The following is a 17109-nucleotide window of genomic DNA, read 5'->3' on the forward strand; positions in this document are numbered from 1 at the left end:
TATAAATATCTTAATTAAAAAAATTACATTATTTATAATGTTTTTTAGTCTATATTAATGAAAAATATAGTTTACCGTTAATACTTAATATTGTATTTTAATATTTATTAAATATTTGAAAGAATATCTTGTTTGCCGTATAATTTAAGTAAAATAAAGTAAAGCAGGGGAAAAGTATGATAGAAGCAGTGTTATTTGATATGGACGGATTAATGGTGGATACAGAAAAACTTTCAACAGAGGCGTTGATCCATTGTGCTAAAGAACAGAATTATGAAATGAGTGTTGATGAAACACTCCAAGTTTTAGGATTTACAGAGGCCGGTATTTATGAATTTTGGATAAATTATTTCAAAGATACAAAAGTTGATGGGAAAAAGCTAACGGAAGATCATTACAAATATATAGAGAATGTCTTATTTACAACAGGTCCGGATAAAAAATTGTTTGTGGAAGAATTATTAATTTATTTAAAAGAACATAATTATAAGGTAGGTGTTGCTTCTTCTTCAGGATTGCATTATATTAAAAATAATCTGGGGAAAACAGGTTTAGAAAAATATATAGATACAATAGCGAGCGGTGCGGAAGTAGAGAACGGTAAACCGGCACCGGATGTATTTTTATTAGCCGCAAAACGCTTAGGAGTAAAACCGGAAAATTGTCTAGTGCTAGAAGATTCAAAAGCCGGAATAAAAGCTGCAAAAAGTGCCAGAGCAACCGTTTATATGGTACCTGATATGTTTAGGCCCGATAAGGAAGTAATTGAAATAACGGATAACATAGTAGAAAATCTCGGAGAAGTAATAGAAATTTTAAAAAAAATAAATTAAAAGTAAATTTTTTAGAGGAGTAAAAAATATTATTAAGAAATAATTTAAACAAATTGAAAAATTGTAATCGTTTGTGATACAATAAAATTAACGAAAACAGGAGGAGAATAATTATGAAATTAGTTCTATTTAATGTAAGAGAAGATGAGAAGAGTGCTGTGGATAGCTGGATAAAAGCACATCCCGAAGTAGAAGTTGCAGCTTATCAAGAGGAATTAAATGCTGCTAATAAACATCTTTTAGATGGAGCAGATGGAGCTGTTTTTGCGGCAAATAAACCTTTCGATAAAGAAATTTATCCCTATGCCAAAGAACAAGGTGTAAAAGTTTTTTCAACACGTTCAGCAGGGTTTGATGTTTTTGATAGACCTTTGTTAAAAGAATTAGGAATTAAGTTGACGAATGTTCCGTCATATTCACCGAATGCAATAGCAGAACATGTTTTAACAACAGCATTAAGAATTAGCAGAAATACAATTAAGATCCAACGTAATGTAGAAAAACATAACTTTACATGGAATCCGGGTATTTTATCTCGTGAGTTAAGAACACTTACTGTTGGAGTAATCGGTACCGGACGAATCGGAACGCAAGCTGCACGTTTATTTAAAGCGGTAGGTTCAGAAGTAATCGGTTATGATGTTTATCCGAATGATGTAGCTCGTGGAATATTAACGTATGTTGATAATGTTGATGAGTTAATCAAAAAATCAGATATTATTACTATTCATATGCCGGCGGTGGAACAATACAAACACATGGTAAGTGATGAATTTTTAGCTAAGATGAAAGACGGTGCAATCTTATTAAATGCGGCACGTGGAATGTTGGTAGATACAAAAGCATTATTAAAAGCATTGGATAGCGGAAAACTTTTAGGTGCAGGATTAGATGTCTATGAGAACGAAAGTAAATACGTTCCGAAAAACTTTGAAGATAAAGATTTTGATGATGAACTTCTACAAACATTGATAGATAGAGATGATGTTATTTATACACCACATACAGCATTTTATACAGAAACAGCTATTCAAAATTTAGTAGATGGTGGACTAAATTCAGCTATTGATGTTATTAAAACAGGTACATCAGTAAATATTATTGAATAATAGTGGAAAAATATAAAATACACTACAATTTGTTGATAAAAAATTAAAAAATACTAAATAGTCAAAAAGGACAATGTAGTAAATGTGTTGATTTCCAATTTAATTTTGGAGATTATAGTTTAAAAACATTGTCCTTTTTTCTATTTAATTTACACCATATAGGCAAAAGAAATTACCATATATACAAAGATAGTAGATAAACGTTATCTGTTTTGATATAGTATAAATGAAAGGAGGAATTGGTATGAAACTGGAGTTAAATATAAATAAAGATATAAAAGAAACTTTAGTGCATATATATACTCGTACGGTTGATGAAGAAGTACAAAATTTAATAAATTATATAGAACACAATACAATGTATCTTGTAGGGTATAATGAAAAAGAAACACGGATATTGAAATTTGGTGAAATCGTGCGTATTTTTATAGAAAACAGAAAATTATATGTAAAAACTATTGATAATATATTTATTATAAAAATGAAATTATATGAAGTGGAGAAAATTTTAGGGAAAGACTTTGTCAAAATTTCTCAAAGTGAAATAGCCAATATACATTATATAAAAAATTTAGATTTAGGAATTAAAGGAACGATAGCAATTAGATACATGAACAAGGATGTAAGTTATGTATCAAGAAGAATGATAAAAACATTTAAAATAAGGTTAGGGATATAGGAGGAAAAAAAGATGAAATTGATTAAAACGATATTCGTATATGCACTACTAGGTGTCGGGATAGGAAATATTATAACACTGGGGTTCAGCATAGCGTATGGTAGTTATTTACCGGGAGTACCGGAATTTATAAATAGTTTTAGCAGCGTTAATAGTGCGGTTGTAGTGCAAACCGTTGTTTATATTATATTGGGTATATTGCAAGGAATTGTCGGCATTATTTTTAAAAATGCGGAATACACAGGGTTAACAAAGATATTTATTCTGCATTATATACTTATAATTGCACCGCTTATATTAGCCGGATATTATTTATGTTGGTTTAACAGTATAAAAACATTGTTAGGTATGTTAGTATTTTCCAGTATGATATATATTATAATCGCCGTCGTTTCATATTTTACTATAAAATCTGATATAAAAAAAATTAATCAGAAACTTGGGAAATATAATTAAAATAAAATCAAGTAGATATAACGGAATTTTTAAGGTAGCTCCATTATTTCTACTTGATTTTTTAGTATAGATTATTTTTCTGATTTTAATAAATCACGAATTTCTTTAAGAAGTTCTTCTTTAGCATCAACTTCAGGCGTTGCTTCTTCAGCGGCTTCCTGTTTAACCATTTTATCTTTAGCAGTGTTAATTGCTTTAACAAATATAAAAATAGCAATCGCTGTAATTAAGAAATCAATAACGATTTGGATAAAGTTACCATAGTGAATACCGTTCCAAATCAGATTAGTGAAATCCGGTTTTGATGGGAAAATAAGTAAAATTAGCGGCATCATAATATCTGCAACTAATGAACTGACAATTTTACCGAAAGCTGCCCCCATAATTACCCCGATAGCAAGATCTAATACGTTGCCTTTAAAAGCAAATTTTTTAAATTCATTTAACATAAAAACTGTTCCTCCTTTTAAAAATTTAATACTAAAGTATAATAAATGAAAAATCGAAAAAAATCAAGTATAAACCTAAAAAAATGGAAAATATAAAGAGAATATTAACAAAAATAAACTAGGATTTTAGTCTTAAAATCCCAGTTTATAGCGGTTTATACAAGTATATACAAATTAAAATTTATTCAGTTTCTTTTTGGCGTTCTTTTTTTAAAAATTTATCTAATAACTTAGACGCTTTGGCTCGATTTGAGTCTACTTTTTCGGTTAGATCTTCAAATTTTTCGTCCGTACTTTTTTTAAAGCCGGTAACATTATTTTTCATATTGCCGACAGAATTATTCAAACCATTTATTGAACTTGCAAGTCCTTCTGCCGAATTAAATAGCGGATCCAATTTTTCAGATTTAACCTGTAAATCTTCGGCTAAAATATTAGTATTTTGTAAGAGAATATTTGCTTCAACCATAATAGGTTCTAAGTTGCCTTCTACTTTTTTAACGGTTTCGTTTAAATCTTTAGCAAGAGTTAACGCATCTTCTGCAATATCAGTAACATCTTCTGCACACGCCGTAGCTATATTAAGTGATTTTCTAACTGTCCCTAGTGTTATCGCCGCACTAATACAAATAATAAGTACACCCACGCCGGCCAAAAAGATTCCGGCATAAGCTAAAATAAGGCCAATTAATAGTCATATTAATATTTCCTCCTTGGTTACATACATAACTATATTTTAAAGTATTGTAGTTTTAATTACAACCTATTTAGTTATATTCTCTAAATTTTTTTCAAGAAATTTATGACAAAGTTTGTTAATATTTCCGGCCCCCATAAATAAAAGCACAGCATTTTCAAAGTTTAATTTCGGGAAATCTTCCTCGCCATTAATAATGTCAGAACCGGTTGTTACTTTTTGTAAATCTTCTATTCCGACGATTTTAGCTTTTTCTCTAACTGAAGCAAAAATCGGACACAGAAATGCTTTATCAGCAGTAAGTAGACTTTCGGCAAATTCATTTAAAAATTTAGCGGTTCTTGTATAAGTATGTGGTTGAAAAATCGCAATTATTTTTTTATCGGGATATTTTCGTCTTGCACTATTGATAGTCGCTTTTATTTCGCTTGGGTGGTGGGCATAGTCATCCACAATAACTAAACTTCCTACTTTATGCTCGCTAAAACGACGCTCGGCAGCTTTGTAGTGATTTAGTGCCTCTTGAATTTTTTCCGGTGTAATACCGATGGTATCAGCCAGTGAAATCGCAGCAGCTGCATTAGAAATATCATGAAGCCCGAAAACTGCCATTTTAAATGTAGCAAGCTTTTCACCATATTTATAAATATCAAAAGTACTAAATTCAGAAGTTGTAGTTAAGTTTTTAATTTGATAATCATTACCATCATTAAAACCGTAAGAAATTAATTTTGCTTTTGAACTTGTAAGTTTGGAAGCAAGTTTGTCATCTCCGCAGAAAATAACAGCTTTTTTAACCTGATTAACAAAACTTTGGAAAGCTGAAAAGACGTCATCTTCATCTTTAAAGTAGTCAGGATGATCAAAGTCGATATTTGTTACAATGGCGTAATCAGGGTAATAAGCTAAAAAGTGACGATAGTATTCACATGCTTCAGCTACAAAAAAGTCGGAATTTTTTTGACCAGAACCTGTTCCATCACCGATAAGATAAGATGTGATGAAATTGTGTTTGAAGATATTACTAACCATAGTAGTAGTTGTGGTTTTACCATGTGCTCCGGTAATAGCTATTGAAGGAGTTTCACCTAATAATTTTCCTAGAAATTCTGAGTAAGTGTATGTTTTAAGCCCTAATTCTTTAGCACGAACATACTCTTCGTGATCATCATTAAAGGCATTACCTAATATAACCTCATAACCTTCTTTAATATTTTCCGGACTATACTCAAACATTGGAATATTTCTTTTTTCTAATTTTTCTTGGGTGAAGAAATAGGTAGCAAGATCAGACCCCTGAACAGTATGCCCCATATCATAAACGATTTGAGCAAGAGAACTCATACCCGATCCCTTAATACCTATAAAGTGATATTTACTCATTGCAATTCTCCTATATATGTTGTTAATTAAATTTCAAAATTTTTTATCAGTATTACAATTTTATCTTAAAATAAAAAATTTTTCAACCGTTAGCACTCTCAAATTAAACAAGGTAAAAATTTTTAATTTTAGGTTAAAATGTGAAGTAGAAGCCGATTTCAACTGTTATCTTAAATTAGATTTCAGGTATCGGCTTCTGCTTACTATGTTTATAAATATTTGAGTTTTTATTAGATATTTTCTATATTTATTAGAAATAAAAGAAAATGTTATGTACGATTTATTATTTGATTTTTAGATAAGGCTTAATTTTTTAATTCTTCTGTTAAATTATACAGTTCATCTATTAAGTAACCGATATAGTCAATAGCTTCTTTTAACGGTGCTTCTGTACTAACATCACAACCTGCCAGTCTGGCAAGCTCAAGTGCTGACATACTTCCCCCTTTAGAAAGAGTATTTAACCACACTTTTGCATGATTGTTATCTTTTTCAATTTTGTTAGCAATAGCTGTCCCGATAGTAAGACCGGCAGAATAAGTATACGAATACAGACCCATGTAATAATGAGGTTGACGCATCCAAGTCAGTTCTGCACCTTCATTTATTTCAAGGCTATCTCCAAAAAATTCTTCCATAACTTCACGTTTTACATCAGATAACACATCGGCATTTAACATTTCGTTATTATCTACTTTTTTGTAAATTCTGTCTTGATATACAGCCTCAAGATAATGTGTTACCATATTGTGAAAATAAGTTCGGCTAATCATATTACTGATAACCCAACGTTTAAAGTGAGCATCTGTGCTGTTTTTGAGTAAATAATTCGAAACAATAACTTCGTTACATGTTGAAGGTGCCTCAACAAAATATAACGAACAATCAAAGTTTAACATTGTTTGATGTTTTCCGGCATTCATAAAGTGATAGGCATGCCCTAATTCATGAGCAAGAACAAATACCTCGTTCATTTTTCCTGTCCAAGATAATAAGATAAATCCGGCAACATTAGGAACGGTAGCACAGAATCCACCGGTGCTTTTTCCGATGTTTTTAGGAAAATCTGTCCAACGTTTATCATAACTTTCATCAATCATCTTAACATAGTCATCACCTAAAATACCAAGTGCTTTTTTTAGATAAGAACGAGATTCATCAATGGTCATATCTACTTCGAAATCGGGGTCTAAATTAATTTTACAATCAGCAAATTTCATATCTTTTATGTTATGTTCACGTGCTAACAATTTAATATAGCGACGAATATGCGGGGCAAGATCTGCCATTAGAACACGGATTTGTCGATCGTATAGTTCTCTATTGACGTCTTGATTAGCTAATAAATAATCGATAACACTATCATAACCACGCATGGTAGCGATCATTTTTTCTTTTTTTATTTGTGAAATATATTCATTGGCAGAAGTATTTTTATATTTTCGTAATGTAGAATAAAAACTTTCTGCGCCTTTTCTGCGAATATCTTTGTTATTATCCATTTCATATAGGTTTTCATATAAGACGAAGCTATTTTCAAAAGTTTTGCCGTCTACCTCAAAACTGTCAAACTTCATATCTTCATGTTTTGTTACTTCATATAAGTGGTAAAAATTAGGCAGATTTTCAAAATTTGAAATTACTTGTTCAGCATCTTTCGAAAGTGTATGTTTTTTACTACGAATAATTTTTTCAAAGAAGTATTTTAAATCGGGGCGGTACTTATTAACAAAAGTATTAATAAATTCTTTATCTAAATCTATAAGAGTTGTTTTGAAAAAACTCATATTACTCGCCCAGTGACTTGAAACTTCTTGAAAAAGTGTTGCATTGTTAACAACGTTATCATTAAAGCGATCCACGGTCATAGGAAGTTCAGCATAATGAGAAAGTTTGTATAATTCTTCATGAAGATTTTCGAATTCTTTAAGAGCTTTGTCAAGAAGTTCGAAAGAAAGTTCTTTATTCTCATAATTATTTTTAAATGTATTAATATCTTGTTTTACAATTTTTAAAGTTTTTTTAAAATCTTCTTCTGTTTTATATAGTAAACTTATATCCCAAGTGTAGCGTTCATCAACTTCACTACGGGGAATTAATTTCAATTCTGTCATAGCTATTCTCCTTAAAAATTTTAATTAATATAATTATATCTTAAGTTATATAAAAGATAAATAGTAAAGTAAAGAATATGAAAAACTCCTAAGAAGTTTTAAAGAATACTTCAAACTTCTTAGGAGTTTTTAAGAATTTCTTTTTTTAACAACGAAAAATGGAGAACCAAAATTACAATATTCTAAAATAAAGTCTTCCAAATTATTGATATTTTTGGAGTTTGTACTATCTTTCGTTAAAACAAAACCTGTTAATCGTAACTTTTCATGAGAAATATCTCCGACAATAAAAGGTTTATTTTTAAGAACATCAACTAAACGTTCTTCAAAACTTTCCTTTTGAAAAGCATCTTTGAAATTATAAATTAATTCGTAAATAATTCCATCAACTTCAAAGATTAAATTACTTTGTTCAATCTCCATATTTTAATCCTTTCTAACAATAGGTTTTATAATATACAATGCCATAAAGACAAGTGAGTAGACAGTTAGAATACCTGCGGCAAAGTATTTTGTTCTATTGATAATAATTGTTGTTTTTTCCAAATTGCTCTTTTTACTGAAATTAACATCATTTATAAAATTAGATTTTATTTTAGTGAATTTTCCTGAGTTATTATTAGAAGAAAAATCAGAATAAACGGTTCCGTCATTTGCTGAAACAGTTTCGTATTTTTGGAATAATAGGATACGCTTATTCATAAGTAAATAAGTAACATCTTTTATAGAATGTTTTTCATAAAATAAGTCATAAATATCATTTTCAAAAGTAATATTTTCATTATTAATTTTATAAGAACCGGCTTTAAGAGCTAATTTATAGCTGTAATTAGTAAAAAGATAATCATAAGTTTTTTGAAGACTGGTGAAAAATTTGTCTTTACTATCGGTTTGGTTTAAGGTGGTAATCAGTAATTTTGTATTACCGCTATAAGCGAATGTAACGCTGTTTTTACCGGAGTAATCAAGACCTAAGACTCTGAATTTATCAGATTCGGTAAAATTAACACTATTATCCGCACTTTCACCTGAAGCAAAAGTGTACTTGGGATTTTTTGTAATTTCTGTCAAATCGGGATAATTTTTTAGAATTAAACCGGAAAGATAAGAAATATTTTTCGCTGTACTCTTATTATCATCACTTACCGTTAAAGAAGATAGTGTAGTGTCGGTTAATGACATACCTGAAATAAGAGTTTGTGCGTCGTTAAGGTTAAAATTATACTCTTTAAAAATAGAGTTTAAAAGAGCGTTTGATTCTACATTTTCCAGTAAAAATAAAGCATCTTTAATACTAATTTTATTGTTAAGTTTATATTTGGCCAAAATACTATCACTCTCCGTGATATTTATTGTACTGTTAAGATTGATTTTATTGTTTTTTAAACCATCGGTTAATAAAAAGAGTGCAAGGTAATTTGCTAATTTACTAACTGAAGTCTTTTCATTTTCTCCGCGCTTTGCAATAATTTTTCCGGTGTTAAGCTCCGATATAACTATGTGACTATTAATGTCACTAAAATTTGAAATAGCGTTATTATCTAAAAATGTTGTTTCAGCTTTAACATAATTAGGAACTAATAATATCAAAAGCATAACAACAATACTAATTTTTTTTAATTTCATACAGGTTTTCCTTTATTTACAAGTAATCAAATATTTTTTTGCACATTTAGGTATATAATATTAAAGTAAATTTAACTAAAGTTAAAATATTCATTTTATTATATATTTATATACAAAATATTTTTTGTTGCTGATTTTATAGTGATGAGGCAGCCTTTAAGAATTAAAGTATGCAACAGGAACTTGAATTTTAAGAAATGTAGTGACGATGAAATTCATATTCCGTTATATACTTCATTAATAGTATAGTACAAAATGAAAGAAAAAGCTAATATGAAGCAAGTATAAACAGTCATAATAAAATATAAAGGTTATAATTTAGAACGCTATTTTTGTAGAAAATTATGTGAAAATAATTTTTGAAAATATAAGGCTATTAGTTGATTTTTATTTTTATATTTGATACAATAACTGCTAGAGTAATTTTATTACTCCTTACTCCCGCTAAAATAGGGAGTCGCAAAGACCAAAAGGAGGTAACACACATGAGAAAATATGAGGTAATGTTTGCTGTTCAACCACGTATTGATGAAGAAGCTAAAAAAACTGTGGTTGATCGTTTTGTAAATATTCTTTCAGAAGGTGCAGAAGCCGTTGAAGTAAAAGACTTAGGTAAAAAACGCCTAGCATATGAAATTGAAGACTTCAGCGATGCATACTACTATGTAGTAGAATTAACTTCAGAAACAGATGCGTCTACAAAAGAATTTGACCGTTTAGCAAAAATTAGCGATGATATTATTCGTCACATGGTTGTAAGATTAGAAAAATAAGAGAGGGTAGACTATGATTAATAACGTAGTGTTAGTTGGAAGATTAACAAGAGATCCAGAGTTAAGATATTCTAGTTCAAATATACCTATGGTTTATTTTACGGTAGCTGTTAACAGAACATTTACCGATCAAAATGGGCAACGTAATGCAGACTTTGTCAGCTGTGTAGCGTTTAGAAAACAAGCTGAAAATATGGCAAGATTTCTTGCGAAAGGTAGCTTAATAGGTGTAGAAGGACGTATTCAAACACGTAATTATCAGGGTAAAGACGGTAATACGGTTTATGTTACGGAAGTAGTAGCTAATACTGTCCAATTTCTTGAACCTAAGTCTAGTACAAATAGACAAAATAACGGATTTGACTCAATGAGTTTTAATCAACAACAATCTCAACAAAATCCATTTAACAGTGGATATTCTAATTCAAACCAAGGACAAGCTAATACAGCTATGCAGGATTTTATTAATGACAGTTCATCATTTTCTGATTTTGGAGAAAATTTCCCAAGTAATTTAGATGATGATTTCATGCAGGATGTAGTAAATCCGTTTAAAGAAGATTAAAAACATAGGAGGATATACAAAATGGCAGTAAATAACAATCGTCGTAATAATATGCGTCGTCGTAAAAAAGTATGCTATTTTACAAAAAATAACATTGAATTTATCGATTATAAAGATGTAGAATTACTAAAAAAATTTATCTCAGAACGTGGGAAAATCTTACCACGTCGTGTAACAGGTACTTCAGCTAAGTATCAAAGAATGTTAACTACAGCGATAAAAAGAGCTAGACACATGGCACTTTTACCATATGTTGTAGACGAAAAATAAGAATAAGAAAATCTGACAGACTTAGGTCTGTCTTTTTTTTATCAGCTTTGTTATAATACTGTGTAAGAAACAACGTGGTAATGAAAGGAGTTGTTTAAATGCAGTTAAATAAATTAGAAGAAACAAAAGTGCTAAGAGATCCGGTGCATAGCTATATACACATTAAGTACAAAGTAATTTGGGATTGTTTGGATAGTAAGGAGTTTCAACGTTTACGTCGTATTCGACAACTCGGTGGTGATTTTCAGGTATATCCAAGTGCGGAACATTCACGCTTTTCTCATTCTTTAGGTGTGTACGAAATAGTTCGCCGTATGGTAACGGAGATTAAGTCATTAAGTGTGGAGCTAACCGAATATGAAAAAGTATGTGTTATGTTAGCGGGGTTACTACACGATGTTGGACACGGACCTTTTTCACACGCTTTTGAACATGTAACAAAATACAATCATGAAGAATATACGGCGAAAATAATTTTAGAAAATACGCAATTAAATAATATATTGTGCAAAGTTCATAAAAAATTACCGCATGACATAGTATCAATTATTCAACATACTCATCCTAATGATATATTAAATCAAATTGTTTCCGGACAATTAGATGCAGACCGCATGGATTATCTTTTGAGAGATTCTTATTTTTCAGCAACCAGCTACGGACAGTTTGACCTTGAACGTGTGTTGAGAACATTACGTGTTAGAAAAAATATTGACGGAAAAAAATATTTAGTAACTAAATATACGGGTATTCACAGTGTAGAAGATTATATTATGGCAAGGTATCAGATGTATTGGCAAGTATATTTTCATCCGGTAGCTCGCAGTTATGAAACGGTATTTATCCAGTTGTTTAAACGTTTAAAAGATTTATTCAAAGTAAATCCTAAGTATTTTGCTGACCTTACCGTACTTGTACCGTTTTTAACTGACCGAAAAACAAGTGTAGAAGATTATTTTAAACTGGATGAGAATGCGTTGCTTTATTGTTGTTCATTAATTCAAAATAAAGATGATATTATTGCAAGCGACTTGGCATATCGTCTGTTAAATCGCAAACTTTTTGAATATGTTGATTATAGTGATGATAATTTAGCCCAAATAAAGAACATGTTAAAAGAAAAAGGATTAGATGAAAATTATTATATTCGTATAGAAAACATAGCTACAAGTGTTTATACTCCATATACCGGAAGAAAGATTTTAATAGAAGATAGAAACGGAAATATTATTGCTTTGGAGCAAGCCAGTACGATTGTTGATTCTATAACAAAAGGTCAAACTAAAACAGAAGGAACGATATTTTTCCCAAAAGAATAAAATTTATAAAATATAACACATACTAAAAGTAACTGTCGCAATGGAAAAAAATAATTGAATAATAGAAAAAGATGAATTAACGAGAAAGGAAGTTCATCTTTTTTTGTAGTTTTATATAAAGAATTAGTTTTTTTGCTAAGGAGAAAGCTAATCTAAGCGATAAATTATAAAAAGAATGACAAAATAAGTTTAACTTAAAGAAAAATCGCTGTATAATGAACACAGGAGGGAAGTAAAATGTTTTTTGACACATATTGTGAGTTTATTGAGGCGTTATATTATGTAAAATATTCAACGTTATACGAAGAAGAAAAAATAAAATTATATAATAACATTTACCAAGAATATAAGGATTATAATCATTATAATAAAGATTTTGAACAAATATATAGTGATATTATAAACAATATTATTTGTGAAATTTCACAAGAAGAATATTTATATCTTAGCCGATATAACGGTCTTTTATTATCTATTAATCAACTTATAGCTTTAAAAATAAAAATTCATTATTTAGATTACAGTACATATATAAAAAAAGTTTTTTGCATTGAACAAAAGGATAAAAAATATCACTGCTTACAGTGTGATAATAAAGTGCAAAGTAATTTTTTTACCTTTGTTTATAATGAAAAAGAGGTTGTTTACTGCAAACGCTGTGTGAAATTTGGCAGAGCCGATAACAGAGTTCCGAAGTTTTATATAAATATCCCCTTAAAAAATATTAAAATACAAAAACCTGATATTAAACTTAGTTCTGAACAGAAAAAAGCATCACATGGGCTGGTAGAAAATTTAAAACAAAACAAAAATACATTAGTATGGGCGGTATGCGGTGCGGGAAAAACCGAAATAGTATATGAAATGGTATATAGAGCCATTAATGAAAATAAAATTTTATGTTTTGCCGTCCCGAGAAAAGACGTAGTAAAAGAATTGGCAATCAGATTTAGACGAGATTTTAAAGAAACACCAATTAATGTTTTACATGGTGATGAAAAAATATTAACCGAGTCAAAAATATATATAATGACAACTCATCAACTAATGAAGTATTATAATTATTTTGATGTAGCTATTATTGACGAAGTTGATGCTTTTCCATATTATGGTGATGCTCTATTAGAGGAAGGAATACTTACCGGTTTAAAAGAAAATTCTTCTCTTATATTTTTATCCGCAACTCCATCAAAAAAAATTAAAAAATTTGTAGATGAAATTATAAAAATACCGATAAGATATCATAAACATTTATTACCGGTACCAAAAGTAAAGATAGACAAAGCTAGTGTATTTACTTTAGATAAATTATCAAAAAAATTAAGAGATTTTATATTAGAATCATTAAAAAATAAGCGGAAAATTTTAATATTTGTGCCGGCTATTGCAATGTGTGAAAATTTAGTAAATTATCTAAAGCTATTGTTAGGAGATGATAGTATTCTTATCAACAGTGTTCATAGTGAAGATAAAAAACGTCCTGAAAAAATAGCGGATTTTTACAGTAATAAAATTAATATTCTTGTAACAACAACAGTGCTTGAACGTGGTGTTACTTTTGACTATTTAGACATAGCAGTTTTTGACGCAAGCCATAGTCATTTTACAAAAGAGGCGTTGATACAAATATCAGGCAGAGTAGGCAGAAAAGAATATGATAATTCTGGAAAGATTATTTTTTTAACAGATAAAGTAACAAAAAATATAAACTCTGCGATTAAAGAAATAAAGTATATGAATACACTAGCTAAACAGAAAAAGTTGAATATTAAAAATTAGGGAGAGTTATTATGAAATGTAATTTTTGCGACAAGGAGATAAAAGAGCAACTCAGCTTTAAAAATATGTTTTCCAAAAAAGAAACCATAAAATTATGTGATAGATGTAGAGAAAATATCAGCATTAATAAAATAAGAATTGAAAATTATACTTTATATTATTTTTGTAATTATAAATTTATTAAAGAAATAATTTATAATATAAAATACTTTGGAGATATTTCTCAAGGAATAAAATTTAAAAGCCTGTTCAAAGAGTTTTTGAGATTGTATAAATTTGATATTATTACAATCGTACCGTCAAATATAACGAGAGAAGCCATTCGAGGGTACAATCATATTGAGTTAATTTGTGAATTTTGCGGTGTGGAGTATAAAAAATTATTGACTTGTTCATATAGAGAAAAACAGGCAAAATTACATAAAAAAAGAATGGAAAATAATTTTAAACTTCTTGGAGATGTAATAGGAGAAAATAATAAAAAAATTTTAATAGTAGATGATGTTTTTACAAGTGGTAATACATTGAAAAATTGTGCAAAACAATTAGAAAATAAATTTAAAAATTGTGAAATTAGTTTTTTGACATTAGCATTTACTGAAGACAAAAAATAGATTTAAAACCTTAAAAATACTTTAATTTTATAATGCTAATTCTTAGTAAAAAGATATTGATAATGCTTTTATAAAATGGTATAATGAAAATATAAATAAAGGGGAAAACCTATAAAGCAGTTAGACTGTTTTATGAAAGGAGTGCTTTAAAATGTTAAGATATCAAGTACGTGGAGAGAATTTGGAAATTACTCAACCGATTAGAGAGTATGTTGAGAACAAAGTTTCTAAATTAGAAAAATACTTTGCTGAAAGTTTAGAAGCAAACGTTTACGCTAATGCTAAAGTATATAAAAATAGTAAGAAAAAAATTGAAATTACCGTACCGCTTAAAGGTGTAACTTTACGTGCGGAAGAAGTTAATGAAGACTTGTATGCTGCTGTTGACTTGGCAGTTGACAAACTTGAACGTCAAATGAGAAAACATAAAACAAAAATTAATCGAAAAGGTCGTGAAAAAGGCTTTATCAATGAAAACTTATTGACAAACGAATTAGTAGAAACGGAAGAATCAGCATTAGATTTCGGTAAAGTAAAACAATTAACAGTGGAATTGATGACAAGAGAAGAAGCTGTAATTCAAATGGAGCTTTTAGGGCATGATTTCTTCGCATTCTTAGATGCAAAAACTAACGAAATTTCTATAGTTTATAAACGTCGTGATATAGGGTACGGTGTGTTGGAAATTTCTAAATAAATACTTAAATAAGAGTTTAAACGTTGAGCAACTATCTTCCGCAGGTAGTTGCTTTTTTGCACATGAGGTATAATAAAGGTTATAATTTTTATTAATCTAAATGTTATTTCTTTTTATTTTTAAAACGATAAGTTAAAATAAAATTATAAAATATAATTAAAGGAGGAGAATTAATATGACAAAAAAAGTAGCTTTATTCGTGGAAAATGGTAGTGAAGAATTAGAAATTATTGCACCGTTAGATATTATGCGACGTGCCGGATTGAATGTAGATCTTATATCTGCAAATAATGAAGATTACATAACCGGTTGTCACAATGTGAAAATAATAGTTGATAAAAAACTTAAAGAAATAGAAAATATTTTAGACTATGATGCTATAGTTATTCCCGGGGGACTGCCCGGAAGCATCTTACTTAGAGATAATAGAAAAATTATTGAATTTTATCAAACAATGCATCAGAAAAATAAATTAGTAGCAGCTATCTGTGCAGCTCCAATAGTGCTAAGTAAAGTGGGGATACTGAAAGATAAAGAAGTAACATCATATCCGGGCTTTAAAGAAGAAATAGAAAGTAGATTATACAACAATACTAAAGCCGTTGTTGTGGATCAAAATGTTATTACGGCACAAGGTCCGGCAGTAGCTATGCTTTTCGGTTACGAAATAGTTAAATATTTATTAGATGAAAAAAGTTCAAATAATATAGCAAATGAAATGTTAATACCGGTTTTAAAGAATAATCTATAAGAGTAATCAAAACAGTTTAAAAGTAAAAAAGCTAAGATTTAAGAAGTGTAATTCTCAAAATCTTGGCTTTTTAAAATATTTTGCGATAATGTATATAATTTTAATTTATATTTTTAGGTAAGTTGGTTATAAATTCAGGTTCTTTAAGTGTAATTTTAATTCACAATAAAAAACTATAAAATATTGTCAGAATGGGGAAAAGAGTAAGATAATTAAATAAAAATGGATAAAAAACTAGGATTTAATTTACAACAAAACTACAGTATGTTATTATAATATATCGTGGAGTAGGTTATTAGTTTATATTACTGATATGAGTGTGTTTGTCTTATCAGGTATGTTATAATATATGTAATAATTTAAGGTGTAAATTAAATCCTACTTAAAAATACAAAGAAAGGAAGTATTATTCATGAAAAAGAAGATTTTTATATGGATAACGACTGTGCTTTTAATATGTAGTACAATATTAACTACAGTTATAAGTTCAAACACAAATATTGCTAAGGCAGAAGGTGGAAAACAGGGAGAGAATTTAACTACAAGTACAAAAGTACAAAAAAATGAAGTTAAAAAAGAAACTCAAGGCAAGAACACTAAAGCTACAGAGAAAAAGGTTAGCGATAAGGCTGATAATACAGCAAAAACAAATGAAAAAGCTGACAATACTGTGGACTTAGGTGTTAGTGCTAAAGGAACTACAAATATTATATCAGAGAAAAGAGGTGAAACCGAAAATATCCCTGATAACATAATAAAATCACTAGCAAGAAATGCAGCAATGCATAATGATATAATTACAGAAATGTATATCACTGATAATGATGGAAAACCGATACCTAAAGATGGTGTTAAGATGTGGGAGACTTTTAAAGTAAATGCAAAATTTGCTCTTAAAGATAATAAAGTTCACAAAGGTGATACAAGTACAATAAAATTACCTGACGAATTAGCTTTTAGTACTACAATAGATTTTGAAGTAAAAGATGCTGATG

19 protein-coding genes are annotated in these 17109 nt (G+C 29.1%); 13 read left to right on the forward strand and 6 right to left on the reverse strand.

Features of this window, described 5'->3' with window-relative positions:
• Nucleotides 1-176: 176 nt before the first annotated feature.
• The 4 genes from HMPREF1983_RS00355 to HMPREF1983_RS00370 all read left to right on the forward strand — a co-directional run bounded on the left by HMPREF1983_RS00355 (nucleotide 177) and on the right by HMPREF1983_RS00370 (nucleotide 3077).
• A complete protein-coding gene (locus tag HMPREF1983_RS00355) occupies nucleotides 177-833 on the forward strand; it encodes an HAD family hydrolase (protein ID WP_021752280.1) in 657 nt (218 codons plus the stop codon).
• A gap of 113 nt (nucleotides 834-946) precedes the next feature.
• On the forward strand, nucleotides 947-1942 hold the full coding sequence (locus HMPREF1983_RS00360) for a D-2-hydroxyacid dehydrogenase (protein ID WP_021752281.1): 996 nt from the start codon (nucleotides 947-949) through the stop codon (nucleotides 1940-1942).
• A 244-nt stretch (nucleotides 1943-2186) separates the two neighbouring features.
• A complete protein-coding gene (locus HMPREF1983_RS00365) occupies nucleotides 2187-2621 on the forward strand; it encodes a LytTR family DNA-binding domain-containing protein (RefSeq protein ID WP_040460717.1) in 435 nt (144 codons plus the stop codon).
• Nucleotides 2622-2633: 12 nt separating this feature from the next.
• The gene (locus HMPREF1983_RS00370) at nucleotides 2634-3077 is read left to right on the forward strand and encodes a DUF3021 domain-containing protein (RefSeq protein ID WP_021752283.1); all 444 of its coding nucleotides are present in this window, start codon (nucleotides 2634-2636) and stop codon (nucleotides 3075-3077) included.
• A 71-nt stretch (nucleotides 3078-3148) separates the two neighbouring features.
• On the opposite strand, the gene mscL is transcribed toward HMPREF1983_RS00370, so the two are convergent.
• The 6 genes from mscL to HMPREF1983_RS00400 form a co-directional block, all read right to left on the reverse strand.
• Nucleotides 3149-3526, reverse strand: a complete 378-nt coding sequence (gene mscL, locus HMPREF1983_RS00375) for a large conductance mechanosensitive channel protein MscL (RefSeq protein WP_021752284.1) — start codon at nucleotides 3524-3526, stop codon at nucleotides 3149-3151.
• A 181-nt stretch (nucleotides 3527-3707) separates the two neighbouring features.
• On the reverse strand, nucleotides 3708-4172 hold the full coding sequence (locus tag HMPREF1983_RS00380; RefSeq protein ID WP_021752285.1) for a DUF948 domain-containing protein: 465 nt from the start codon (nucleotides 4170-4172) through the stop codon (nucleotides 3708-3710).
• A 117-nt stretch (nucleotides 4173-4289) separates the two neighbouring features.
• Entirely contained in the window at nucleotides 4290-5606 is a 1317-nt protein-coding gene (gene murC, locus HMPREF1983_RS00385) for a UDP-N-acetylmuramate--L-alanine ligase (protein WP_021752286.1), read from the reverse strand.
• A 305-nt stretch (nucleotides 5607-5911) separates the two neighbouring features.
• On the reverse strand, nucleotides 5912-7720 hold the full coding sequence (gene pepF, locus HMPREF1983_RS00390; RefSeq protein ID WP_021752287.1) for an oligoendopeptidase F: 1809 nt from the start codon (nucleotides 7718-7720) through the stop codon (nucleotides 5912-5914).
• Nucleotides 7721-7849: 129 nt separating this feature from the next.
• On the reverse strand, nucleotides 7850-8143 hold the full coding sequence (locus HMPREF1983_RS00395) for a YutD family protein (RefSeq protein ID WP_021752288.1): 294 nt from the start codon (nucleotides 8141-8143) through the stop codon (nucleotides 7850-7852).
• Nucleotides 8144-8146: 3 nt separating this feature from the next.
• Entirely contained in the window at nucleotides 8147-9346 is a 1200-nt protein-coding gene (locus tag HMPREF1983_RS00400; RefSeq protein ID WP_021752289.1) for a D-alanyl-D-alanine carboxypeptidase family protein, read from the reverse strand.
• A 485-nt stretch (nucleotides 9347-9831) separates the two neighbouring features.
• Between HMPREF1983_RS00400 and rpsF the strand changes: the two genes are divergently transcribed.
• The 9 genes from rpsF to HMPREF1983_RS00445 all read left to right on the forward strand — a co-directional run.
• Nucleotides 9832-10119: a 30S ribosomal protein S6 gene (gene rpsF, locus HMPREF1983_RS00405; protein WP_003148049.1), complete on the forward strand. Its 288-nt coding sequence runs from the start codon at nucleotides 9832-9834 to the stop codon at nucleotides 10117-10119.
• A gap of 13 nt (nucleotides 10120-10132) precedes the next feature.
• Nucleotides 10133-10684, forward strand: a complete 552-nt coding sequence (locus HMPREF1983_RS00410) for a single-stranded DNA-binding protein (protein WP_021752291.1) — start codon at nucleotides 10133-10135, stop codon at nucleotides 10682-10684.
• A gap of 21 nt (nucleotides 10685-10705) precedes the next feature.
• Nucleotides 10706-10954 (forward strand): 30S ribosomal protein S18, encoded by a 249-nt coding sequence (gene rpsR, locus HMPREF1983_RS00415; RefSeq protein WP_021752292.1) that lies wholly within the window; start codon nucleotides 10706-10708, stop codon nucleotides 10952-10954.
• Nucleotides 10955-11052: 98 nt separating this feature from the next.
• A complete protein-coding gene (locus HMPREF1983_RS00420; RefSeq protein ID WP_021752293.1) occupies nucleotides 11053-12273 on the forward strand; it encodes an HD domain-containing protein in 1221 nt (406 codons plus the stop codon).
• A 237-nt stretch (nucleotides 12274-12510) separates the two neighbouring features.
• Nucleotides 12511-14052, forward strand: coding sequence for a DEAD/DEAH box helicase family protein (locus HMPREF1983_RS00425; protein WP_021752294.1), 1542 nt, complete (start codon nucleotides 12511-12513; stop codon nucleotides 14050-14052).
• Between the two features lie 11 nt (nucleotides 14053-14063).
• Nucleotides 14064-14666 (forward strand): ComF family protein, encoded by a 603-nt coding sequence (locus HMPREF1983_RS00430; protein ID WP_021752295.1) that lies wholly within the window; start codon nucleotides 14064-14066, stop codon nucleotides 14664-14666.
• 151 nt (nucleotides 14667-14817) lie between these two features.
• Nucleotides 14818-15363: a ribosome hibernation-promoting factor, HPF/YfiA family gene (hpf, locus tag HMPREF1983_RS00435; protein ID WP_021752296.1), complete on the forward strand. Its 546-nt coding sequence runs from the start codon at nucleotides 14818-14820 to the stop codon at nucleotides 15361-15363.
• A 175-nt stretch (nucleotides 15364-15538) separates the two neighbouring features.
• Nucleotides 15539-16114, forward strand: a complete 576-nt coding sequence (locus HMPREF1983_RS00440) for a DJ-1 family glyoxalase III (protein ID WP_021752297.1) — start codon at nucleotides 15539-15541, stop codon at nucleotides 16112-16114.
• Nucleotides 16115-16526: 412 nt separating this feature from the next.
• Nucleotides 16527-17109: Ig-like domain-containing protein (locus HMPREF1983_RS00445; protein WP_021752298.1), on the forward strand; the 583-nt coding region annotated here is incomplete at its 3' end.

Source organism: Gemella bergeri ATCC 700627, from assembly GCF_000469465.1.
Lineage (GTDB): Bacteria > Bacillota > Bacilli > Staphylococcales > Gemellaceae > Gemella > Gemella bergeri.